The organism is Streptomyces sp. AK02-01A (assembly GCF_033795305.1).
Classification (GTDB): Bacteria; Actinomycetota; Actinomycetes; order Streptomycetales; family Streptomycetaceae; genus Streptomyces.
The window spans coordinates 56,547-79,377 of record NZ_JARBAE010000034.1; the positions used below are offsets into that span (position 1 = coordinate 56,547).

At 64.6% G+C, this 22,831-nt stretch carries 17 protein-coding genes and 2 pseudogenes; 7 read left to right on the forward strand and 12 right to left on the reverse strand.

The features are described 5' to 3' along the window. Positions 1-37: 37 nt before the first annotated feature. From PV679_RS26540 to PV679_RS26560, 5 genes and pseudogenes are all read right to left on the reverse strand, one after another. A complete protein-coding gene (locus tag PV679_RS26540) occupies positions 38-1,150 on the reverse strand; it encodes a hypothetical protein (RefSeq protein WP_319682918.1) in 1,113 nt (370 codons plus the stop codon). 388 nt (positions 1,151-1,538) lie between these two features. Continuing rightward, positions 1,539-2,870: an ABC transporter permease gene (locus PV679_RS26545; RefSeq protein WP_319682919.1), complete on the reverse strand. Its 1,332-nt coding sequence runs from the start codon at positions 2,868-2,870 to the stop codon at positions 1,539-1,541. Further along, on the reverse strand, positions 2,867-3,568 hold the full coding sequence (locus tag PV679_RS26550) for an ABC transporter ATP-binding protein (protein ID WP_319682920.1): 702 nt from the start codon (positions 3,566-3,568) through the stop codon (positions 2,867-2,869). The genes PV679_RS26545 and PV679_RS26550 overlap by 4 nt, the downstream gene beginning before the upstream one ends. Beyond that, positions 3,565-4,098: a PadR family transcriptional regulator gene (locus PV679_RS26555; RefSeq protein ID WP_319682921.1), complete on the reverse strand. Its 534-nt coding sequence runs from the start codon at positions 4,096-4,098 to the stop codon at positions 3,565-3,567. Before PV679_RS26555 ends, PV679_RS26550 begins: the two co-directional genes overlap by 4 nt. Before the next feature lie 116 nt (positions 4,099-4,214). Beyond that, positions 4,215-4,769, reverse strand: a pseudogene (locus PV679_RS26560) (transposase); the annotation flags it as partial. Positions 4,770-5,161: 392 nt separating this feature from the next. Here PV679_RS26560 and PV679_RS26565 point away from each other — a divergent pair. The 6 genes and pseudogenes from PV679_RS26565 (at position 5,162) to PV679_RS26590 (ending at position 11,486) form a co-directional block, all read left to right on the forward strand. Continuing rightward, on the forward strand, positions 5,162-5,719 hold the full coding sequence (locus tag PV679_RS26565; RefSeq protein ID WP_319682922.1) for a GNAT family protein: 558 nt from the start codon (positions 5,162-5,164) through the stop codon (positions 5,717-5,719). Positions 5,720-6,024: 305 nt separating this feature from the next. After that, the gene (locus tag PV679_RS26570) at positions 6,025-6,759 is read left to right on the forward strand and encodes an alpha/beta hydrolase (RefSeq protein WP_319682923.1); all 735 of its coding nucleotides are present in this window, start codon (positions 6,025-6,027) and stop codon (positions 6,757-6,759) included. A 154-nt stretch (positions 6,760-6,913) separates the two neighbouring features. Further along, positions 6,914-7,540: pseudogene (locus tag PV679_RS26575) on the forward strand (hypothetical protein); the annotation flags it as partial. 14 nt (positions 7,541-7,554) lie between these two features. Beyond that, positions 7,555-8,223 (forward strand): YdcF family protein, encoded by a 669-nt coding sequence (locus tag PV679_RS26580; RefSeq protein ID WP_319682924.1) that lies wholly within the window; start codon positions 7,555-7,557, stop codon positions 8,221-8,223. Continuing rightward, complete coding sequence (locus PV679_RS26585; RefSeq protein ID WP_319682925.1) at positions 8,189-8,959, forward strand: WbqC family protein; 771 nt, start codon at positions 8,189-8,191, stop codon at positions 8,957-8,959. Before PV679_RS26580 ends, PV679_RS26585 begins: the two co-directional genes overlap by 35 nt. 907 nt (positions 8,960-9,866) lie before the next feature. Continuing rightward, positions 9,867-11,486, forward strand: a complete 1,620-nt coding sequence (locus PV679_RS26590) for a hypothetical protein (protein ID WP_319682926.1) — start codon at positions 9,867-9,869, stop codon at positions 11,484-11,486. A gap of 811 nt (positions 11,487-12,297) precedes the next feature. On the opposite strand, the gene PV679_RS26595 is transcribed toward PV679_RS26590, so the two are convergent. Both PV679_RS26595 and PV679_RS26600 read right to left on the reverse strand, forming a co-directional pair. Beyond that, positions 12,298-14,304 (reverse strand): pentapeptide repeat-containing protein, encoded by a 2,007-nt coding sequence (locus PV679_RS26595; protein WP_319682927.1) that lies wholly within the window; start codon positions 14,302-14,304, stop codon positions 12,298-12,300. A 911-nt stretch (positions 14,305-15,215) separates the two neighbouring features. After that, on the reverse strand, positions 15,216-16,358 hold the full coding sequence (locus PV679_RS26600) for a TIGR02391 family protein (protein ID WP_319682928.1): 1,143 nt from the start codon (positions 16,356-16,358) through the stop codon (positions 15,216-15,218). 432 nt (positions 16,359-16,790) lie between these two features. On the opposite strand from PV679_RS26600, the gene PV679_RS26605 reads away from it, so the two are divergent. After that, entirely contained in the window at positions 16,791-17,267 is a 477-nt protein-coding gene (locus PV679_RS26605) for a hypothetical protein (protein WP_319682929.1), read from the forward strand. Here PV679_RS26605 and PV679_RS36250 read toward each other — a convergent pair. The 5 genes from PV679_RS36250 to PV679_RS26625 all read right to left on the reverse strand — a co-directional run bounded on the left by PV679_RS36250 (position 17,178) and on the right by PV679_RS26625 (position 21,933). Beyond that, positions 17,178-17,489, reverse strand: a complete 312-nt coding sequence (locus PV679_RS36250) for a nucleotidyltransferase domain-containing protein (RefSeq protein WP_416069805.1) — start codon at positions 17,487-17,489, stop codon at positions 17,178-17,180. The two genes, PV679_RS26605 and PV679_RS36250, sit on opposite strands and share 90 nt — an antisense overlap. After that, positions 17,489-18,136 carry a hypothetical protein gene (locus PV679_RS26610; protein ID WP_319682930.1) on the reverse strand — a complete coding sequence of 216 codons (648 nt, stop codon included), beginning with the start codon at positions 18,134-18,136 and terminating at the stop codon, positions 17,489-17,491. The genes PV679_RS36250 and PV679_RS26610 overlap by 1 nt, the downstream gene beginning before the upstream one ends. Further along, positions 18,137-18,883: an HNH endonuclease gene (locus PV679_RS26615; RefSeq protein ID WP_319682931.1), complete on the reverse strand. Its 747-nt coding sequence runs from the start codon at positions 18,881-18,883 to the stop codon at positions 18,137-18,139. Between the two features lie 504 nt (positions 18,884-19,387). Then, positions 19,388-20,566, reverse strand: a complete 1,179-nt coding sequence (locus PV679_RS26620) for a protein kinase family protein (RefSeq protein WP_319682932.1) — start codon at positions 20,564-20,566, stop codon at positions 19,388-19,390. A 398-nt stretch (positions 20,567-20,964) separates the two neighbouring features. Then, entirely contained in the window at positions 20,965-21,933 is a 969-nt protein-coding gene (locus PV679_RS26625; RefSeq protein WP_319682933.1) for a Swt1 family HEPN domain-containing protein, read from the reverse strand. Between the last annotated feature and the right edge of the window lie 898 nt (positions 21,934-22,831).

A 22,831-nucleotide genomic window follows, 5' to 3' on the forward strand; every position in this document is an offset into this window, starting at 1 on the left:
AGCCGTACGCGCCCCGGCGGTCCTGTCCTGTCGATTCTCAGCCGGTCAGCGCCGCCGCGTTCTTGACTGTGAGGTCACGCAGCCAGCAGTACCGCTTCGCGGGACTCCCGTGGTGGCTCCACGGCATGCCGCCTATATAGCCGTCCACCAGGAGGAACTGCTCCACCGATGCCTCGTCCCTGTCCTGCATGGTCAGGAAATACGCGAGGAGATGGCGCACCTCCACCAGCCGAGGGTGATCGGCGGGCGCGGCCGCCGTGTCCGCGAGGGCGGCGTCGACCAGAGCGATCAGTCCGGGGGTGCGGTAGTCCTCCTCCGTCGCGTCGTCGTCGTGGTGCTCGAACCAGGCGATGAGCGGGAGGGCGGTGAGGAGGCTGCCGAGCGGCGCACCGGCCGCCGCCCGCTCCGCGAAGTCATGGGCCAGTTGCTCCGAACCACGCCATTTGGCACACCAGTACTGGAGCGCGCTGAAGTGTGCCTCGTAGTGGTACGGCGCGCGGGCCGTGATCTCGTTCCAGATCCGGTCCATCTCGGCGTGCGGATAGCTGAGGCCGAGTGCTGTCCAGATCTCGTTGACGTAGGGCGTCGGGTCGTCCGGTGCCAGTGCCGCGGCGCGGGCGGTGTGCTCACGCGAGCGGGCCAGAGTGCGGTGGAAGCCGTCGAACTGCTCGGCCGTCGTGTACGTGGCGCGTTTGGCACCGCGAATGTCCCAGGCCAGCGCCACGGTGCTGCGCGTCCGGACCACCGCCGCGTCAGGGTCGTCAGGGCGGGCGTCCTCCCAGGCCAGGAGCCATCCGTCGTCCTCGACCGAGGCCTTGGCCAGCCTCCAGGCGAACAGCGTGCGGCGTTCCCAGTCCTGTCCGGTCTCATGGAGCAGCGCGGCGGCCGGCTGCCAGTCGCCCGCCTTGGCCGCGGCGACGGCGGTCGTGAGCTCGGCGGGCTCCGGACCGGCGAGCTCGGTGTTCTGCTGGTCCTGCGGCAGCAGGCCCAGTGCGGCGGCCTCGGCGGGCAGGACGTACTCGGCGGGCTCCAGGGGCTCGCCCTCGCGCGAGTAACGGATGAACTCCCGCACAAACGTCCAGGCGAGCCAGACAATACCGACAACAACGGGTGCGGCGAGGATCGCGAGGATCCAGACGAGGATGGTCAACGGTCGTCCGTTCAACGGTGCGTGGCGGAAAAGGGAAAGGGTACGCGCGGCGGCCCGGCGCCGGAGGACGCCGTGATCGCCGCGTCGACCGCGGCGCCGAGACCGGCCCGGGGCCGGGCCGCCGGAAGATCGCGGAAGGCGCACGGTCGCCGGCTCCGAGCAGGAGACTGTTCGTGCGGGCGTCCGAGTAGGTCCGCGACCGTCCTGAACTGTGGTGAGCGGGTTCGATCTCGGCCGCTCGTACCCGGTTGAACGGAGGCGAACGCAACTGGGACCGCAACCGCCGGGACACTGGCAGGACAAGGCTCGACCTGCGCGGATGCCCCGGGCTTTCAGGCCGGCATGAGGGCCCTCGGAGAATGGATGACGTCCTCACACAGGCGACTGGTCATGTGTGCCTCAGCTCCGTGGGCTGTGTCGAGCGGCGCAGCAGCGGCAGCGAGGTGGCCGCGGCCAGCAGGCAGGCGGCGAGCATCAGGGGCGGGACGGCCAGGGCCGAGTACGGCACGGTGAGCCCGTGTCCGGTGAGCGTGGCGTACCAGATGCCGACGGCCAGCCCGCCGGTACCGGAGACCAGCAGGGCAGGTGCCAGTGGCAGGGCGGTTTCGAGGAGCACCGCCCGGCTCAGAATCTTCCGTGGCACGCCCGCGGCGACCTGCTGGGCAAGTGCCTGGCGCCGGGCGGCCACGGACTCGGCGGCGCTCACGGCGACCGAGACAAGGATGATGAGGAGGCCGACCAGGACCGCCGCGCCTGCCAGGTCGATTCCGCCGGTGTAGAAGTCCAGGTCGGTGGAGGCGTACTCGCGGTGGTTCAGCGCCTTGAGCAGTGCCTCGCGTACGCCCATGAAGCCGGTGCCCACCACAGTCACCAGCAGGACGGCCGCATGAGTGCGCGCCGCCGCCCAGGGATCGGCGGACAGCCGCTCGGCAGCGATCAGCAAGGCAGGACTCCCGGCGCGCGCCGCGTACCGGCGTCCGGTCAGCCGGGCCATGCCACCGCTCACCCACACAGCCCCCGCGCCGACCAGGAGCAACGCGCCGAACAGGACCGGGGCAATGACCCCGGCGGGGCCGTACGCGAGCGTGAGGATGCCGCCGGTCACGGCGAGCACGACGAGGATCACGCCCAGGGCGAGGGCCCGGCCCCCGCCCTGTCCGCGCGGCGATCGCCGCACCTCGCCGAGAGGCGAGGCGACCACCTGGCGCAGGGCGGCCAGGCTCACCGCCACGCCCACGGCCGGGACCGCGATCATGACGGCAGCCACCACCCACCACAGCCGAGCCGGAGGCCGGCCCGCGCCGAGCACACACGCGGCCACCGCCACGGTGCCCACGACGGAGCCTCCCAGGCACGCGATCCCGGACTCCAGCGCGGCGATCCGCCGCACCCGCCCGGGAGCGGCGCCCGCCAGCCGCAGCCGGGCCATTCGGCGATCGCGGTGCACGGCACCCAGCCGCGCGCACTGCCCGAGGAAGCCGAGACCGGGGATCAGCAGAAGCAGCAGCGCCAGGAGCACACCACGGCGCTGCCCCGGGTTGTCCAGCAGACCATGGGCGACCGGAAGGCTGACGTGTCCGTGGAGGGACGCCACGGCGGCGGCCATCCCACCGAAGGCGGCCACGCCGGCCGCGCCGACGGCGGTGAGGCCGATCCGCCACCCTTCACGCCGGTCCGAACCACTGGTGAGCAGCCAGGCCAGCCGCAGATCCGCTCTCACGCGGACACCTCCAGTGCGGCCGTGCGGCCGTCCGTCAGCCGGATCTCACGGTCGGCGTACGCGGCGACCGTGGCGTCGTGCGTGACCAGCAGCACTGCCGCTCCCAACTCTCGTGCGGCCGAGGTCAGCTCGGCCATCACCTGCTCACCCGCGAGGGAGTCGAGGGCGCCTGTCGGCTCGTCGGCGAACACGGCCTTTGGGCCGGTGACCAGCGCGCGGGCCAGTGCGACGCGTTGCGCCTGGCCACCGCTGAGTTCACCGGGGCGTGCCTCGGCGCGGCCCAGCACCCCGAACCGCTCCAGCCACGTGCGTGCCTGCTCCTGGGCGGCGCGCCGGTCTGTTCCGTTGAGGATCAGCGGCAGGGAGACGTTGTCCACCGCGGTGAGCTCGGGGATCAGCTGCCCGAACTGGAACACCACCGCGAACTCGGTCCGCCGCAGCTCGCTGAGCCGCTCCTCGGGCGCGTGCTCCAGGCGCTCGTCGCGGTACATCACCGTCCCGTGGTCGGGGCGGACGATCCCTGCCACGCAGTGCAGCAGGGTGGACTTGCCGCTGCCGCTGGGGCCCGTCAGCGCGAGGATCTCGCCGGCGTGGAGCTCTGCCGACGCGCCGCTCAGTGCGGGGGTCGAGCCGTAGGTCTTGCGCAGGTCCCTGGCGGTGAGAAGAGGTTGTCGAGGTGCGGACTCGGTGGTGTTCACGTTGCGTCGACCTCCGTGGTCAAGGTGTCGAGCCGGTCGGCGGTGGTGGTCATCCAGCGCAGATCGGCGTTGAGGTGGGTGAGGGCGTAGTCCGCCGAGAGCACGGTGGTGAGATCGGCGCCGGGTGCGGACTTCACTGCCGTGAGCTCCCGCATCCGCTGCATGTGAGAGGCGCGCTGCGCCGCCAGATAGGCCGCCGGGTCACCGCCGGACAGGATCGCGACGACGACCTTCGCGAAGATTTCGTTGGCGACGAACGGTGCGGGCGGTGTGACGGACCTTGCCCAGTCGTCGAGTTCATGTGCTCCGGCGTCCGTGCGGCGGTACATCGTCCGCTCCGGCCCGCCGTCGGAACTGGTCTCCTCGATCTCGGCGAGCCCGTCCCGTACCAGCCGCTGCAGCGTCGTGTAGACCTGCCCGTAGGCAAGTGGCCGGGCCTGCGGGAAGCGCTCGTCGTGCCGGCGCTTGAGGTCGTAGCCATGCCTCGGGCCGGTGGCGAGCAGGCCAAGGAGTATGTGGCGGGTGCTCATGGGCAGCAGTATTCACCACGTACATGTACTCAGTGAATAGTTTGGTGAGACTTGCTCAGATGGAGCGCCCTGACCTGCCTCTCGGACTGGGGCTGATGTCAGGGCTTCGACGTAGTTGTGGGTGCGGCCTGCTCCTTCTCGGAGTGGCGGGTGATCAGCGTGGCGTCGAGGTCCAGGACCAGCCCGGGCAGAATGCGTCCCACGGCCCGGACCGCGGGTATGCCCTCGCCTTGCTCGGCGGCCTGCATCCAGGCGACTTCCCGAGCTTGGGCACGCGCCGGACGCGGAGAAGCCGGTGTCTTCTCGTCGGTGTCGGCGAGCAGTCGCCAGGTCGTCGGTGCCGAGGCGACCGAACCGAACACCCCTGCCTGGGCCCGAAGTACGGCCAGGTCCACGATGGCCTCACCGCCGTCGGCAGGCATCACCGCCAGGTCGGTGGCGATCCGGCCCGGATCATGCCCGGTCTCGCGCGGCCGAAGCGGCCTGAGCGCGGTGGAGTACGCGGCGGTCAGCCCGGTGGCATCAGCGAGATCAGCCAGTAACCGTGCCCCGGCATGACCGACCACCCCCGAACCATCCGCACTGACCTGGATCTTGGGGCGCAACCCGATAGCCTGCAGGCTGGAAAGTGCCCTCCGCCTGGACCGACAGAACCCCCCAGCAAGGTTCATCGTCCCAGGTCAGGAAGGCGCTTTCGCGTTTCCGCCCCAACAGCCGCCGTACCCAAGCGAAACGGTGAGGCTAAAGCTGCAACTGCGAACGTCGAGGGCCTTCGACGTATTGCCCGGTGAGAGCAATGGCGGAAAATATGAGATTCGAACTCGTGAGGGGTTGCCTCCAACACGCTTTCCAACTCTGCATGGCCGTGTTCATCCTGGTTCGTGCACGTCCACTCGCCAGGTCACTGACGTGCCTGCCAGGCAGATGAACGACCGCGTACGGGTGTGAACGAGACTGCGGACGAGACTGTGCCAAAGTAAGGGTGCCAGTAAGAACCGTGCCACCCGCCGCAATCCGGGCTCGGCCCATCGGCCGGCCCTGCCCCGCGGGTAGAGTCCGGAGCATGTACCCGGTCACGCGATCAAGCACCCGAATCGGCCTCCGGGAACTCACTGTCGAGGACATTGCCGCCGTGTTCGCCATCTACGGCAGTGCCGAGGCGGTCGAGCATTTGTCGTTCGAGCCACGCACGCACGAGCAGGTCGAACAGATCGTGGTCCGCTCGATCGCGTCGGCCGCGGCGGAGCCGCGCGGTGAGTACGCGCTCGCGGTCGTGGAGCGGAAGACGGACGGGCTGATCGGGTTCGGCCGGATCGCCCTCGATCCCCATCAGCAGCGCGCGGCCACCTTCGGCTTCGCGCTGCACCCGAACGCATGGGGTGTCGGTTACGGGCTGGAGACTGTACGTCTCCTGCTGGGCCTCGGGTTCGAGGACTTGGACCTGCACCGAATCTGGGGAGCGCGGTCTCCGCTCAACACGGCGTCGGCAAGGACCATGGCGGCTGCGGGCATGGTGCAAGAGGGCACCATCCGCGAGCACATCCTCAAGAACGGTCGATGGCGTGACTCTGTGGTGCACGCCATCCTCGACCGCGAATGGGCAGCGCTCTCTCCGGAGTAGCCGCTCGCGCCGCGCGGCTCGCTTCGGGCTTGCCCAAGGACAAGTAGGTCAAGGGGCATCCGAGAGCCTCGGCCGTATTCGGATGCTGAGTCGAGGTGCTGATGACCAGTCGCCGGCCACGGAGACTCCGCAAAAACTCGTTAGGCGGACGAGGGCGACCACTGCTATTTTCCGGAGGCCGTGCGAGAGATCGAGGAGGTGGTACCCGTGAACGCAGTATCGACATGGGTGCTCCCCTCCGGGGTCATGGTTGGGCGATAGGTCGTCCGGGAGCGCCGCTCTGAGCACTCCCGAAAGGCACGACCATGCATTTCACTTCCGAGCAGCGTCTCGACGACGGTGTCCTCGAACGCGAATTCACCCTCGGTGAGATCCCCGGCATCCTGTGGACACCCGGATCCGCATCCGCACCGGTGCCGCTGATCCTGCTCGGCCACCCTCCCCTCGGGCTGCGCAAGATGTACCCCCGACTGGTGGCCCGGGCCCTGCACTCCGCGGCGGAGGGCTTCGCCACGGCCACCATCGAGCTCCCCGGAAGCGGCGACCGGCCCCGTTGGCCTGCCGCCGAGCAGGCCCGCTCTGACCTGCGCCGGGCGATGGGGGCCGGCGAGCCGGTCAGCGACGAGATCGTCGACGCCCTCATCCTCCCGTTGGTCGAAAAGGCCGTCCCGGAATGGCAGGCCGCCCTGGACGCCCTCCTTTCGCTGCCCGAGATCGGTGGCCCGGTCGGGTACTCGGGGGGAGTGATCTCCATCGGCATCCGGCTGGCGGTGGTCGAGCCTCGCATCTCGGCCGCCGGTCTGTTCGCCGGGAGTTTCGTGCCTCGCGCCATGTTCGAGGAGGCCCGGCAGGTCACTATTCCGCTGCATGTCCTGCTGCAGTGGGACGACGAAGGGAACGACCGGCAGGCGGCCCTGGACCTTTTCGACGCCTTCGGCTCCAAGGAGAAGTCCCTGCACGCCCATATGGGCGGGCACACCGGTGTCCCGCAGTTCGCGGGGGACGCCGCGGCCCAGTTCTTCACCCGACATCTGAGGTGAGGCCGGGCCGTCAGACCGGCAGCAGACGGTAGCTGATGCCGGCCGGCATGCCGCTCATCGAGGACAGGCCCCGGCCCTCCGCAGCTCGCTACACCGTGGGCCCCTGCTGAACTCTCGGCAGGGGCCCACGCTGCCTAAGCAGCTCCGGCTTGCCGAGCAAGGCTCTGTGCTCGGCCCACTCTCCGCCCAGCACTCCTACGCCGGAGCTCGCGCGGTCTTCACCCAGCTCGACATCCCGCGTCGTGTCGCCCAGCTCGACCTCTCCCTCGCGGTGGTCACGGAAATGTCCGGCAAGCTGGAGGTCGCCGCCCGCCACTACGAAACCCTCGCCGTCGACGACCGGCTCTCCCGCCGGGATCGCGCCAGGGCCCGCCTGTGGGTGGGCACCGCGCTGAGCAAGAACGGCCGGCACGACTACGCGACCCGCGTCATGCAGGCCGCGACCCGCGACTTCGAGGACATCACCGAACCCGACGACTGGTCGGTGGCCCACCAGAAACTCGCCCTTGCCCGCCGTGGCGCCGGCGACCTCACCCAGGCCCTGCACTTCATCGACATCGCCCGCAGCAGCGGGGCCACCGACTCACCGATGCAACGCGTACGGCTGGACACCGCCCATGGCCACATCCTGCTCTCCGACGCGGCGACCCGGGATGATGGACTCCGCGTCCTCGATCAGGCCACCCGCACGGCCGCGCAGTACGGACTCGTGCATCAACTGCGCAGTATCGAGGGCATCAAGGCCATGAACGAGGGGCCGACCGGCCCCCGGCGACGGTGACCAGGGAGAGACGCGTGAGCGACAACCAGCAGGCCATCACCGAGGAGCAGTGGCGCCGGGCCGCACTTATCTGGCACTACCACCAGATGCACCATCAGCTGCGGCCCGTCGACGTGGCGATCGGGCTGGGCAGCCACGACCTCGGCGTCGCCACCCACTCCGCCGAGCTGTACCGCGCCGGGCTGTTCCCGACCCTGGTCTTCACCGGCGGTAATAGCCCCACCACCGCCAAGGTCTTCCCGCGCGGCGAGGCCGTCCACTTCCGCGAGCACGCCATCGACCTCGGTGTCCCCGCCGAGGCGATCCTGCTGGAACCGGACGCCGGCAACACCGGGCAGAACATCACTCTCTCCCGTGAGGTCCTCGCCGCCGCCGACATCACCCCGACGACGGTGCTGCTGGTCTCCAAGCCCTATATGGAACGGCGGTCGTTCGCGACCGCCCGCAAGCTGTGGCCCGACGTCGAGATCCTCTGCGCGTCGGAGCCGCTGGAGTTCGACGACTACGTGAAGTCCATCGGCGACGAGAAGCTCGTCCTGGACATGCTCGTCGGCGATCTCCAGCGGGTCATCGAGTATCCGAAGCTCGGATTCGCCATCGAGCAGGAGGTCCCGGAGGACGTGCATGAAGCGTACGAATCCCTCATCCATGACGGCTTCACCAGCCGTCTCATCGCTTCCTGACCTGCCGGAGCCGGGCGGGCTGTGCGCAATTCACCAGCCCAATCTGTTCCCAAGACTGACCACACTGGCCAAGCTGTTCTCGGCGGACTACTGGATCGTCCTGGACGACGTGCAGTTCACCCGCCGCGACTACCAGCACCGAGCCCGCCTTGGTGCCCTCGACGAACCGGATCGTCGGCAGTGGCTCACCATCCCTACATGCCTTCCCCACGGGCGGTCGACTCTCATCCGGGACGCGTTGATCGACGATCCCGACCGGGCTCGCCGGAAGACCGCGGGGATGCTGCGGCAGCACTACGGAGCGAGCCCACACTGGCCAGCCCTCGCCCTGGTCCTGGACCAGGTGCTGGACACCTTCGACACCGGCAGGACCGCGGCCGTTGCCGCAACCTCAACCCGCCTGTTGCTGGACCTGCTTGGCTGGCAGGGCCAGATCCTCACCAGCAGCGATCTGCCCTCTCGCCCGGGACGCTCCCAGCGGCTCGCCGATCTCTCCGCCGTAACCGGAGCCCGCGCGTACGTGTGCGGGACCGGCGGCATGACCTACCTCGACCCCGCACCGTTCGCCGCCAAGGGCATCGACGTCCTGCCGTTCCAGCCGCCGACGACCAACATCTGGTCCTCCAGCCGAAGGCTCAGTGCGCTGTGGGCGATGGCGGCACTCGGCCCACAGGATGTTGCCGCCTTCACGCAGAGGCTCGCCGTGGACCATGGCCTTCCGGTGGCTGCCGCTTGACCGTTGCCCGTTCTCTCAGTCCGGATCAGCGGTAGGGGCGGGGGAAAACTGTCGCTGTCGTGGTCGGTGCGGCGAGGCTCTGGAGGAGATCTGGGGTGGTCGTTGCCCAATGACGTGATCATCGGTGGAGGCGGCCGGAGGTCTCCGTGGAAGTCCGGCAGTTTGTTCTGTGCAACTGAGACCACACACGTCGTAGGGCCCCACCGCAAGCGGCGGGACCCTACGACGTATTGCCCGGTGAGAGCAATGGCGGAGGATACGAGATTCGAACTCGTGAGGGGTTGCCCCCAACACGCTTTCCAAGTCTGTTGATGGCTGCTTGGACTGTGTGCGGGGCCGTTCACCTGCGTTCAGGGTTGGTCAGCCGTGAGAACCGCCGGCGCCACTGGTCTCATCTGAACGGCCATGTACGGCCATGAATGAGACGGAAACTGAGACGAGGCTTTCCCTGCCAGCCCGCCCGGGATGCCTACGGGCTACCGACCATGCAGAGCTTCGTAGAGATCGGCGTAGTTGCTCCAGGAGTCGATACTGCCGCCGTCGTTCAGACTGCCCATGCACCAAGGGCGAGCGAGGCCGCCCGTTCGCGCCCCGCAGGCTTCTGGCAGCAGCAGCCGGGACTCTGAGCAGTTCAAGAGCGATCAGCCGAGACGCGGGGCCAACTGGTCTGCCGTTTCAGGCGCATCCTCGCCGACGACGGCGAGACTCGCGCTGTCGGGTTCGCACCGCCAAAGACCGTGACCGGCAGTACACATGACAGCCGCGGGCAGGCACTATGGGCGGGGTGACCGCACCCCCCGCCCATTGGAATCCGATCTCGCAGCGCTTGTGGCAAGCAGTACGCGACGGCGAGCTTCTCGATCTCGCTGCCCCCCCGCCCGAAGGCTCAGCGCAAGACCCTAGCTCTGTGCCCCAAGAAGTCCCTGCCGAGGTTGTTGCCGCTCTATTGCTGCAGCCTCCTGCACCAGGCTCGGCAGCGACACAAAAGCTGCAGCTGATCGGTGCGCACATAACCGGGTGCCTTCAGCTGCAATATGCGACGGTCGAGATCCCTTTCTCCTTGGTCGATTGCCGTTTCGACGCGCCGGTAGAGCTCGCTGACGCCTCGCTGCGTGCGGCGGACTTCACGGGCTGCCACATGCCTCAGCTGAGCGCCGATCGGCTCCGAGTGGATGGTGACCTGACGCTCACCCGACTGGTCAGTCATGGGGTGTCACTGTTCGGTGCGCAGGTTAGGGGCGACCTGTGGCTGGCTGCCGCCCGCATCACAGGTTACGGATCCGGCTATGCCGTGAACGGGCCGCAGTTGCGCATCGAGGGCGGTCTGTACGCGGACTCCGCTCACGTGACGGGCGGAGTGAACCTGTGGGGAGCCCAGGCCTTCACCATCGAGGTCACCCGTGCCCGCCTGACTGGGGAAGAGCGTCCGGCGTTTCGCGGCGACGGCCTGCGCCTCGTCCAGGACCTCCGCTGTACCAACCTGCTGGTCGAGGACGGGGGTATCCATCTTTTTGGCGCAACGATCGGCGGCCAATGCTGGCTGGTCAATGCCGCCGTACGTAGCAGCGTTGGGTGGGCCATCACTGCTCCCACACTCACCGTCGGTGGTGGTGTCTACGCTCACGGTCTGACCGTCGAGGGGGGTATTAATCTCTTCGCAGCCGTCATAGGTGAATCGATAGAACTCACCGCCAGCACACTCCTCCCCTACCGCCGGCACGCGCTTCGAGCTCCTGGCGCCCGTGTGGAAGCAAATATCACTCTGGACGATGCGACGCGCATCACAGGGGACATCGTTCTTAGGCGTGCCGAGGTCAAGGGCACTCTTTCACTTACCGGGACGACATTCTCGGGAGCAACGAATGTCGACCTCCACCGCGCCACCCTCGGAGAGTTACATCTTGAGTCCCTCAGCTCACCACCGACAACGCTCGACCTGAGTTCTGCCAACATCGCTGCCATCACCGATGCCGCGGAATCATGGCCCTCGCGGATCGCACTGACCGCACTCACCTACCAAGCCCTCCACCCAGTGCTGCCCGCCAGCCAGCGTCTGGCCTGGCTTCACCGTGGCACGGCTTACCACCCTCAGCCTTATGAACAGCTGGCCGCCCACTACCGTCAACTGGGCCATGACGACGACGCCCGGGCAGTGCTGTTGGCACGGCATCGACGACGGCGGCGCAGCTTGCGGGCGCCAGCCCGACTGTGGGGCTATGTTGAAGACGCCACTGTCGGGTACGGCTACAGACCGGGGCGCGCGCTCATGTGGCTCCTGGCGCTCGCCACTGTTGCCGCCATTGTTTTCTCCGCAACGCCGCCGCGGCCAGCCCAATCCGGCGGCCCTGCCTTCCAACCAGTCATCTTCGCACTCGACCTCATCCTGCCCATTCTTGATCTCGGGCAGGAAAAGGCGTTTACCCCTGTCGGTAACACTGCCTGGATTGCCTGGCTCAGCTCCCTTTCAGGCTGGTTACTCGGTACCACCGTCATCACCAGTATCACCCGCCGCCTCACTCGCTCCTAGAAGCTCGCAACACAATCTCGCTGAAGAGCTGATGGAGCGTGACCAGCAGGTCTTTTCCGCTGTTCGTGGAGCCCGGGGAATCGACTGCAGATCGTTATTCCGTACCCGCTGCAGAGCGGCGGCGACGACGTGGCGACTTCGTGCTGCACCTGGCACCAGCTCCCCAGTGCGGTTGGCTCGATCCCGGGGCTGAACGCAGGTGAACGAGGCTGAGACGGAAGATCACGAGGGGCTCACCGGATCGCCGCGCGGGATGCCCTCTGTGTCTGGTCTCAGGCCGGAACGCGAAGACGGCCCTGACCAGTCGAAACTGGTCAGGGCCGTCTTCGTATTGCCCGGTGAGAGCAATGGCGGAGGATACGAGATTCGAACTCGTGAGGGGTTGCCCCCAACACGCTTTCCAACTCTGCACGGCTCCGTTCATCAGGGTTCACAGCCGTGCGCGGCGGTGGCTCCCCCGTGCAAGAGCCCCCTGCTGAACGGCTGCGAACAGGGGCGGACGAGACTGCCGTTGAGACTGTGGACGTGCACAACGAACGTCTGACCGGTAGCTCTAGCCAGATCGGTCGGAGAGTGTCGCTTCGGTCGGTGCGCGGCCGTGCAGGAACACCGATCTGGGCACCTTCGGTTGACGTCCTGGCCCACAGATGGCCCACGGGAGTCTTTGACCGAGCATGACCGCAGCCGCTTCGGGTGCCGCCGACGGCCCCCACCGGCAGTTTTGCAGCGGACCGGTTCCGTGTGGTCTGAGCTTGTCTTTCCCTCCCTGGTTGGCTCTTTGTCGGCGAACGTCCGTGGCGGGGGTCGGTGGTCAGCGTTTGATGCGCCCGCGGACTGCCAGAACGGCGAGGGCGAGGAGGCTCGGTTCCAGGAGACGCGAGGTCATCTCGATGTAGGTGCCGGCGGTGGTTAGATCTTGTCCGCTGGCGCGGAACACCACTGAGTTGAGTGTCACGTTCAGGGCCTTTTCGAAGCGGTCGTCGGTGAGCCTGTTCCCGGTGGGGTTCTGTGGGTCGTCCTTCTCGATCTCGAAGGTGACCTTGCCTCCGCCGGGTGGCACAGTGCCGGTCGCTTCCTGCTTTGGCGAGTCCTGGGGGATCCCGAAACCCATCAGCAGGACGATGGTGATGAGCATGGCGGCAGCGAGCCAGCCCAGGGCGCGGACGGCGCGCAGGCCATAGCCGGACAGCCCCCAGTAGGCGTGCAGGAGTCCACGCTCGGCACGGGTGGTGTTGGTGCGGTCGCGGCGGCGCATCTCCATCTCGCCGTAGTAGAAATCCGCCGCTCCGGGCTCGTTCTTACCGTCCTCGAACGCTTTGCGCAGCGCCCGGTACACCGGCGCCAGCTGTGCGGGCCCGATCTGTGCGGCGCCGAACACCGCCACATTCCAGCCCGGGACTGCGCTCGGCTGGCTCGCGCGCCAGTGGTGTTCTTCGGCAAGGGTGCGGCGCTGCGTGAACCGGATTGGACGCCAGCGCCGCCATCGCGTGCGGGGCGGCACCTTGTCGAAAAAGCAGGTGCCCTCCAGTCGCAACTGGTCCAGGTGCACGGTCCCGGTGAACAGGCACCCCGACAGGTCAACGTCGGCGAGTACCAGATGGGCTGCGTCCACCCCACGCAGTGAGGCCATCCGCACCGCGGCGTCGGGTTCGCCGGCAAGGACCTCTTCCGCCACCGGCCGTCCATCGGTGAGCACGAAAGGCTCGGCCTCCGTGGCGATTGTGAGGGGGTATTCGAAGACCGCGTGGGCAAAGTCCACCGTGGCGTAGCGCAGACGGAACTCGGCCGTCGACGACCAGCGGGTCCGCCGACACTCCAGGCGACGCGCAGCGAGTGAGAGGGCTACTGGGCCGCTGAACACCACCCCGGACAACCCCACCCGCCCGGCACACACCAACGGCCCGAGGCTGACCGAGCGCTTGAAAACCGCCTGATCGAGCAAGGCGTCGCCGCGGATGGCCGCCGACTCGAATCGGGCTTCGTCCTGAAAGGTCGCCCACCGAAAGTCAGCGTCGCCCTGGACGGTCGCCGATATGAACAGGGCAGAGCTCTCGAAGGTCACCGATTGGAACCCGGCGGCGGCGCCGAAGGTCACCGACAGGAACCCCGCGGTGAGCTGGAAGGTTGCTGACGTGAACAGGGCAGAGCTTTCGAAGGCCGCTTGGCTGAACAGGGCGATGCCCTCGAAGGTCACCGACGCGAACCGGGCGGTGTCCGCGAAGGTCGCCCACGCGAACCAACTGGTGTTACGGAAGGTCGCCGATGTGAAGTGGGCGGCACGTTGGAAGGTCGTCCGCCCGAACTCGGCGTCGCCCTCGAAGGTCACCAATTCGAACTGGGCCATGCCCTGGAAGGTCGCCGACTCGAACTCGGTGTCGTCATGGAATACCACCGACTTGAATCCAACGGCACCTTCGAAGGTCACTGACTGGAACCCGGCGGCGCCATGGAAGATCACCGACCCGAACTGGGCGGTGTCCTTGAAGGTTGCCGAGTGGAACCTGGCGGTGCCCCCGAAGGTTGCTGACTGGAACCTGGCGACGCCCTCGAATACTGCCGACTCGAACATGACTGCGCCCTCGAAGGTCACCGACTCGAACTGGGCCGTGCCCTCGAAGGTTGCTGACTCGAACCAGGCAGTGCCGAAGCGGGGACGCCCTGTGGTGGGGTCACGCAGGGCGTCAAGTATCCGGTTCAGAAGCTCTCCGGTGATGGGGGTGCCGCGGTGGTCGAGGTCGGCGCCCGGGCCCAGGGTGCCCAGATAGGCGTCCCGGTCAGTGTCAGCCAGGTGGGCGAGGCATGAGGTGTGACCAGGCACATGGAGACCCCGGCAGCCAACGGAGTCACTGGAAGGGTCTGCACCCTGTGCGCAGTAAGGCCAGGAAGGCGCCCCAGGTATAGGGAGTGTGCTCATTGGTGTGGCAGCTCCGTAGTGGGCACTATTCAGCGTCCGCGAGTTGCGGACCTGCCGGTTTTCCGCAGCGTCTCAGCAGGGTCAGTCGCGAAGTTCAATGACATGTGTCCCCCAGCTAGCAGCGCGTGATCCTCGCCGGAGCGTAGCCCGGGGAGGACTTCTTCAAGGCTGGCGCCAAGAGGCTGGCGTTGAGAGGCAGGAGGGCGGCCTTCAAGACCGGCTTGTCTGGTCAGCGCCCAGCCCCCTGACCTCGGACGACGCTTAAAGATGGGCTATCGGCCGTCCACTTGGCCAGAGGTTGTCCGTGCACCCTCTCTCCGCAGCCGACATGCCGCCCCGGTAACGACTCCACGAGCGCAGTCCTCGGGAGCGGCTTTACAGCTGCGCAGCCATCTGCTTGCTACCTGGGCAAATACGGAGGGCGCACGTCTCTGCCCCGCGTCGGCCTCACAACTAGGCGGTAGCCAGCGCGTCCTGAAGACTTGCATTGGGCTGCCCTCACTGGTCGGCCAACGCCCCGGGACAGACGAGCTGTACCCAAGTGCGGCCCAGATCTGACATCACCGAAACGACCGGTTGAGCGCTGCGTGCCAGACGTATTCAGCCTCCTGACAGCCGACGAAGGTGCACCAGTGGTATGACCCAGGGGCCTTCACCGGCTACCGCGGTGACCTGACCCAGGACGTCTTCGTCCCGAAGCAACTTGCGTGGGGGGACACGGCATTGGGCTGGTTTGATCCTCACCTGCGCTGATGGTCCGCAGGCGTTCGCGGTTGTGCGCTGGTGTTCGTGGGGGTTGTCACGCAGTTAGACACTCACTCGGCGGAGGCGGCTATACGCTGCTCGTCCTCGATGTCGAGGCGTCGCATTAGGAAGCTGGCGAAGGCCAGCATCTCGTCGGCCTCGTCGCGGGCGTCCCTTTCGTCCGGGCCGTGCATGCGAGGGTTACGCAGCGCTCCCATCGCGCCCTTGAACAGAAACTGCATGCCGTTCTGCTCACTCTCCAGCGAACCTCCCGTGGACCGGGTCGCGGTGATCTTCGGGGGACCCGGCTTGTTGCCGAAGGCGATGCCCATCAGCCTCTCACCGACCTCGGTGGTGCCGACCAGGTTCTGCACGCGGTGCTCCACCGCCTGCAGGGCACTCCTGACCGCGTCGTAGTAGAAGCCTCCGTTGTACCGCTCGGCGGCGACCTCCGCGATCAGCGGATGCAGTATGCAGGTGACCTCCATGGCTTCCGTCGACTGCTCGCCGTCTAATCCGACGACCGGGACGGCTGTAGGGCTCAGAGCGAAAGTGGACTCCGGGCTTTGTCCGAAGGGCGTGTTGTCAGCCTCAGTCCGCGCCGGTCCCAGCACCTGCTCGCGGATGCGCCAGTACTTATCGAGTTGGTTCACGCCAGCGAACGGCCGAATGTCCCGGTCGTAGCGCAGCGTCCAGTCGAGATCGTCTAGGTTGTGGCCGCCACCCCGAAAGCAGGGCTCATGCAGCGCGAGCGCGAAGCTAACGAATCTGCTCTTCTTGGTCATCAACGCCAGATGGACGTCATCCACTGGAGGCGCCAGGTCGTCGGGCCGCAGTTCTGGCAGCGCACCAGGCTCGATGGGCTGATAGTGGGGCTCGATACAGGCCGCTGTCCGCACCATGACGAGGACGCCGTTGATAGGAATATGAGTGTTGGCGCAGTTCGCAGCGCCAGCGACCGTCAGAGACAGCTCCGTCGTGCCTTGCGGCAGCCGCCTCAGGTCGGCGTCTACGCCCCGCAGCAGTCCAGGGCACAGTTGTTGCACGGCCTCTTCGAACTTCAGGCCCCTGGCATACAGCTTCCGATCGACGTAATCGAAGGTCGGCCAGCGAAGGGAGTCGGAGAAGTGCTGCCAGACCAGTTCAAGAAGAACATGGCCATCCTCCCCGGTGGGCCGCGGCATTCCCTCCGGCGCAATGGTCCGAACGATCACGTGCTGTCCCCCAGCGTCCGAGCCTGAACCTGCTCGCAGGTTACTACTTAGGTACTGGTCTACGGGGTGGCATCATCAGCGCAGCCGTGCATCCACATCGCCTGCCGCAGGCCCTGCTTCTCCGAGTCCAGCAGGTTGCCCCACGCGGCCTGGCGCTGAGCCTCGTCGGGCGTCTTGCCGGTGGCCGCAGGTTCGCCAGGGCCACGTGCCCCGCAGTGAGGATCCAGGCGGCCTGCGCGGAGGCCTTGATCTAGTGCTGTGACCGGGAACGTTCGCCGGGTCCTGCTCGCGCCCATATAGCCTTGCGCCGTGTCGAGAAGACAGAACTGGGATAGCCTCCCCGAACACGTTCTTGCGGCAGTGCGCGAGCACACTGGCTCTATTAACCGAGCTGCGCCCGTGAGCTCCGGATTCAGTAGCCAGATCGCTGTCATGTTGGACACCGCGCGCGGCCGGAACTTCGTCAAAGGGATGCGGCGGGATCACGCGGAGGCATGGACGCAGCAGCGCGAGGCGGCGATCAACTCGTACGTCGTTCCCCTCGGGCCCAAGGTGCTGTGGCGGACGGCTGTAGGCGGCTGGGACTTGCTCGGCTTCGAGCACCTCGTCGGCCGAAGCGCCGGCTACAGCTCGGGGTCCGCGGACCTTCCCCTTGTGGTCGAAGCCATGACGGCTCTGGGATGTCTCGGCTGTCCCGATGTGGAGTTGGAGGACGCGGAGAAGCGGTGGGGTGCCCACCTCGACGACCCAGCTGATGCCGACCTGTTCGCCGGGCTGCGCTCTTGCACACCGACTGGGTCCTACAGCGTGAATGCAGCCTCAGAGGGGTGGCCAGATCTTTTTTGCCCCAACTGTTGCAACGAAATAAGTTTCTATTTCCTCTTGCCGACTAAGCGCTATGACATCTAGCGGGGGGTGAGTCGTTAGTGATCTGAGGTGATTGCAGAACGCGTGGGCGAATGTCAGGGAGCTTTCTTCGTAGACCACCAAAATGTCCACGTCGCCGAGTTGGCCGCCATCCGTTCGTACAACAGATCCGAATAGGTAGAGATCGATGCAATGTGTGGGTTTCAGGAATTCAGAAGTGGTCTCACCTAGGAGCCTTGCAAGCCATGGCGGAGATTCTGGCATTATGGACTACTTAGCGTTCCCATGAGCGAGCTCATGCTGTGAAGTCTCACTCCGGCATTTTCGGCATGGGCCAATGCTGCGGAGGTGAATCTCCCGTTGGGGTTAGAATTCAGAACGACGTCAGTCAGAGGGTGGCGCTCAAGCGATTGCATCAGAGTCTCCTCGCCGAACTCGTAGCCGTAGTCGATTGAAACCCGAATGTCAGGCATGCCGCCATGACGTACGAGGCGCATTGACGCCTCGCAGATCATTTCGACGCGCTGGACGTGGGAGTGCTGACCCAACGCCCGTCTGGCATAGGAAACATTCTTGGATAGGAATCCCTGGACATCCTTCTCTCCCATGGCCCAAAACACTTCATTCATTGTCTGCACGTCAGAGCCTAGATCCTGAGCCCTATTTCTCGCTGACCATAGGTAGTGTGCGGCTTTCGGTACTAGGCAGATGATTGTGGCATCGCCTTGGGCGAGGATTTCATTCACATGGGCTTCGGTTAGAGTTAGCACGGAGACCGGAGCGATGGTTACGTTTGTTCCGTTCCTTCGTTCGACCTTAACGAGGCTGGATGTAGAGCGGGAAGCTGAAGCAACGTCACCATGATCCGAGATTTTGGGGACGAACCAGTCGGTTAGGTAGTTGAGTGGCATTCATACTCCTCCGGCGAAAAGTTCCACTGTGTCTTGAGGGAAGCGTGGGGCGGGTGCAATGACGGGCTCACCCTGGTGTTTCCGTTCGAGTGCATTGGTGTGCTGTCGGAGGAGTTCCGCGGTTTCCTTTTCTCCCGGTGCGGTCAGTTCCGCGTTGACGTCCACGATGGCTTCTACGAGTCGATTATTAGGGACGATCTCACGGAGGACGCAATCCGTCCAAGCTTCGGCTTGCTCCCGTGATGCCACTGCTCCGGTCTCCGGGTCGGGGCCATTCTCGCGAAACGCGATTCGATTGCGCATCAACAGGCGCTCCACGGCCCTTCGGGCCTCTGCGCGGCTGGAAAAAGAAGACGTTCCTCCAATTTGAGATATAGCTTGAGCTCGGTTCTTCTTGGCCTTGAGTAGATCCTCCGTGGGATATCCCTCGGGGGCCTTATCTACCTTTGTGTGACAAGTTGGGCAAAGGAGGATGATGTTGGATGGGGCGTCGCGCAACTTTTGTGAAACCGTTGCGTCAGCACGCGGGCCATCGTCGCTGTGGGCGATGATGTGGGCGCGTTCGGCGATTGGGATGGATCGCTTGCGCTTGGGATCTTTAGGGAAAAGTGTGGTGTTGCAAAGCAGGCAGGTGCCAGCCGATTCGGCAAAGAGAGCCCTATCAGCATCGTCGCTGAGTGTCGGACGTCCAGACTTGCAGGCCACTATCCGCCCCCAGCGTGGAGATTTTTCATTGATGAGAATCATGCCAGATCTTCGATTGATCGTCATTAGATCTGCACAACTCGCGGCTCGCCCTCAACGTGGCGGTGTCTGCACTCAAGCCATGACCGGACCTTGCGTCGTTGACTGCCTTAGCTACAGCATGCGCCCGCTGTCATTCTGTCTGCCGTCGTCCCACAGTTGAGGCAGCAGGGTCCCTGACGGCTGGTCTGCTACGCCTTGCTCTGAGACGCGGCAGACGGGATGACAGCTTTCCACCCCCGAACCACGGCCGCAGACATCTTCGCCCCGATGCAACTTGGGGTGGTCCTCGGGGCGATGCTTCCGTCACCTGCGCTGACAGTTCGCTGGCGTCCGAGGCTGTCCGTCGCCTTTGTCACGCAGTTAGACACTCAGTGTGCCTTGCACGCGGAGTTGTGGCCGCAGGCCTCTAGGGATCTGTAACCGCTGTAACCCCAGCAGTTGGAGATTCCAGAGGCCGCGGAGCTCCGGTTACAGGTCGTCGTATGCGTTGAGTGGCGTCAGACGTCAAGCCGGCGCGTCCGTAGGGGTCGGAGTCGCTTCCAGTCTCTCAACGTCTCCAATTAGTTCAAGCACGCTCTGGTACCTATGAGAAACATCATGTGCCGTACATTTTCGCACGATCTGACTCGGAGAATCTTTTTGGGACATGAGAGCCTCCCTACCGCTAAAGATATAGGAAAGCACGCATCCGATCGAATAGATTTCATTGCATACGTCATACTCCTTAAAGCTGGCCAGAAGAGGGTCCCGAATTGTTCCGCGCATCTCCGTCTTCGTTCGGGTGTATTCGGAGTTCCTGTCTTTGGCGAGACCGAAGTCCGAGAGCTTCACGAGGACGGCCCCACCGTCGAAGGTCTTCACCAGAACGTTCTGAAGACTTACGTCACGATGGAGCAGACCTTCACTGTGAATGTAATTGATGCCGTACAAGAACTGCAGCGCAATTCTCTTCCGTGACGAAAATTGCAACCTGCTGTTGCGCTTCTTGATGTAGTTCCGAAGCGTAGATTCGCAAAATTCCATTTTGTATTCGTGGCGAGTTTCATCGTACTGAAATACCTCGACAATGTACGGGAAACTCAAGCGCTTGAGAATGTCGAACTCTTGCCGGAATCGATAAAGGTCGCGGACTCCCAAGTCCTTATTCGCGCGCTTGACCGCGAATTTAATTCCGTAGTCGGGGTCAACAAATGAGAAGACCTTCGCGTATGACCCCTCGCCGATTAGCTGCAACTGATTGTGTTCTCTAGACTTCTTCAGTCTAATCTCAGTATCCGGACGAGACAAAACGGGCTCGTACTCAATAAGTTCAATCTGCTCAAAGTCATCTGGAATGGCGCTGCCCCCACTACCTACCAGCCATGACCGGCAGCTCTTTATAGCGGCTGTGTAGGACTCTGCGAGGTGCACCTTCACGCCAGCATGAGTCAGAGACTGGAGAAAGTTATTCACTTCCTTGGCCAGTGCGAGCATTTCCCTGCTCTGCTCGGCCCAGTAATGGCCAGTAGTCTCCGCCCTGTCGTTTATGGATTCGAAATGTCCGTTCAATCGCTCATGAATGCTAGCGAAAGCGCGACCGAAGCGAGCCTCACTCACATAAAGTCGCAGGAACGCGTTCGAAACTTTCATGTCTGCGTACTTCTGTGAGAGGTCGGCCAGCATCATCTCGGTAGGGTCAGCCACTTCTCTATCCTCATGCTCTCTGTCTGCGTTAGGCAGCCACTTCAATTACTGATGACTATTTACCGCGCACCTTCTTCTTTTGCCATGCAGCCAGGTTAAAGTGTGATCGGGAGTGGCGGGATGAGAATCCAGGAAAATACGGGAGCGGCCCTCCAACCTCTCCCCAGCTTCCATCCCGTCCGCCTTCGATCCACATACCGTGGAGCGGTCGTGGTCCCACCCTGTTCTAAGCCCACCTCACGCACCGGTGCCGCATGTGGCTGCCGAGTGTTACCGCCGCCCGGGGTCGTTGATGTCAGCGTTGGATGTCAGCGGAACAGGCCCGGCGCCGGGCAGGCTCCGACCCGCGGATCTGCACCGGATTGCAATAGGACCGCTTTGCGCCGTGGGGCGATTCTTCACGCACCAAACAGGCTGATTGGAACTGTGGAGTCATCAACAGTTGTCCATCCGGAGTCCTTTTGGATTCGTGGATCTAGATGGATACTGCGCATCGGCGACTCACTCAATTCTCGTTCCGTAGAACCCCGCCGTGGACGTACGTTGAGGAGAACTGCGTCAAATGCATCTCCGATTGCATCAGCTACACGATTCCCATCATCGACGGCAGGGAAGGTGAAAGCTACGGTTCCGTGGTCCAGCAGCATGTGAACGAGCAGCTGACGGGCATTTCTGTCTAGGTAGCTCTCACGCCAAAGCGCAGAAGGACGGACCTCTTGCCCGCGGAGATGGAAGGTGGCCTTCCAAAGCAGTCCTTCAGAGCCCGTGATGGGAGCGCCATGTTGCAGAGCCTCGGCGTAAGGTCGAATCGTGTAAGACAAGCGGAAAATGACGTCGTATTGGCGATCAGCGTGCCGAATGAGCCGCTGTGCTGTCGGATGTTCCTCGCGAACCCATGCGGCCACGACAGGGTCATTCAAATCGCCGGGCGCACCAAACTCGCGATTGTAGGATGCGTATGCTGTAAAAGCGCCTTTCTCTAGATCTCGAAGTGTTTGCTCCAGACGACTCAAGTCGTCCCGATGGGGGCGGCGTAGATGCCCCAGGCGATGACGTATGGCAAGGAGCTCCGATGTGCGAGCCATGAGAGCTTCTTTATTTATGAGCGAAGGCTCAACCAAGTCCCAGTTGGCCTCTAGTATCGGAAATAATTTTCCCACGTCCAAATAGCTCAGAGGGTCTTCCCAGTCGGCAGTAGCCATATAGCTGCGCGATTCATCCTTCTCTCTACGGCTTGTCGCCCCTTGGCCTATTTGATTCGTCCAATGGATACCGTACTTTGCGCGGAGCTCCACATAGGTCAGGGATCGCAGGTATGTTTCCAACTGCCACCACCGCGAGTACAATGCGAGGGTCTCCTCCGGCATTCCGCTCGAATATAGTGCGCGTTCGATGGCATCTTTCGTGCTAAATGAGAAGCGCTGCCACGTGCTGCGGGCTCGCATCTTGTTCCCCGTTCTTATTCACCAGTTGTGACAGTTAGGGTAGCTCGGGCGGTTACACAGCGCTCTAATTTTTGTGGATGTCACCCGCACTTGGCGCTAAAACGTCAACTACTCCTCACCCCAGCTTCCATCCCGTCCGTTCTTCGATCCACACACCGTGGAGCGGGCGTGGTTCAGGGCGTCAAGGTGGAGCGCGCCACTGTACGAACGACCTTGACGCCCTGGGCCGCGACTGCTCGGCTCTGCCTGGGTCGAAGGTGGTCGGGATGGAAGCCAACTACGCTCGCCACGAATCCGCCGGCACTCGCGAACGGCGCCCCATCTATCTCGGAGTCTGAGCGCCCAGGCCGGAGGCATGTCTTGAAGCCGTGGGCTTGGTCCTCGTCTCATGCTCTTGGGCCTATCCGCTGGCGGACGCCGCGTCGGTGGCGGCAGCGCTGAGCGGGTTGAAGGCAGGAGTGCGGACGCAGCCAGAGCCTGGCGTCTTGATGAGGTAGAGAGACCCGTAACGCGGAAGTCACCTCCGGCGCCTGCTAGCTTCCGGGGTGGCTTCGCCACCGGGCTGCAATATCCGGGGGTGTTGCAGCCGTCTGTAACCGGACAGCCCGGACAGCTGCCGTTTTTGGCTGTCCGGGTCGTTGTCGCAGGTCAGCGCTCTAACTGGACAGTCGGACAGCTGGGACACCATCCAGCACGGTCACATAAAGGCCGGGCCGGCCGTTAGCCTCGCCGTTTCACTTGGTGTGGGGTCGGGTTCTGTGCGGTAACGCGAAAGTGCCTTCTGAGCTGGGACGATGAACCTTGTCGAGGGGTTCTGTCG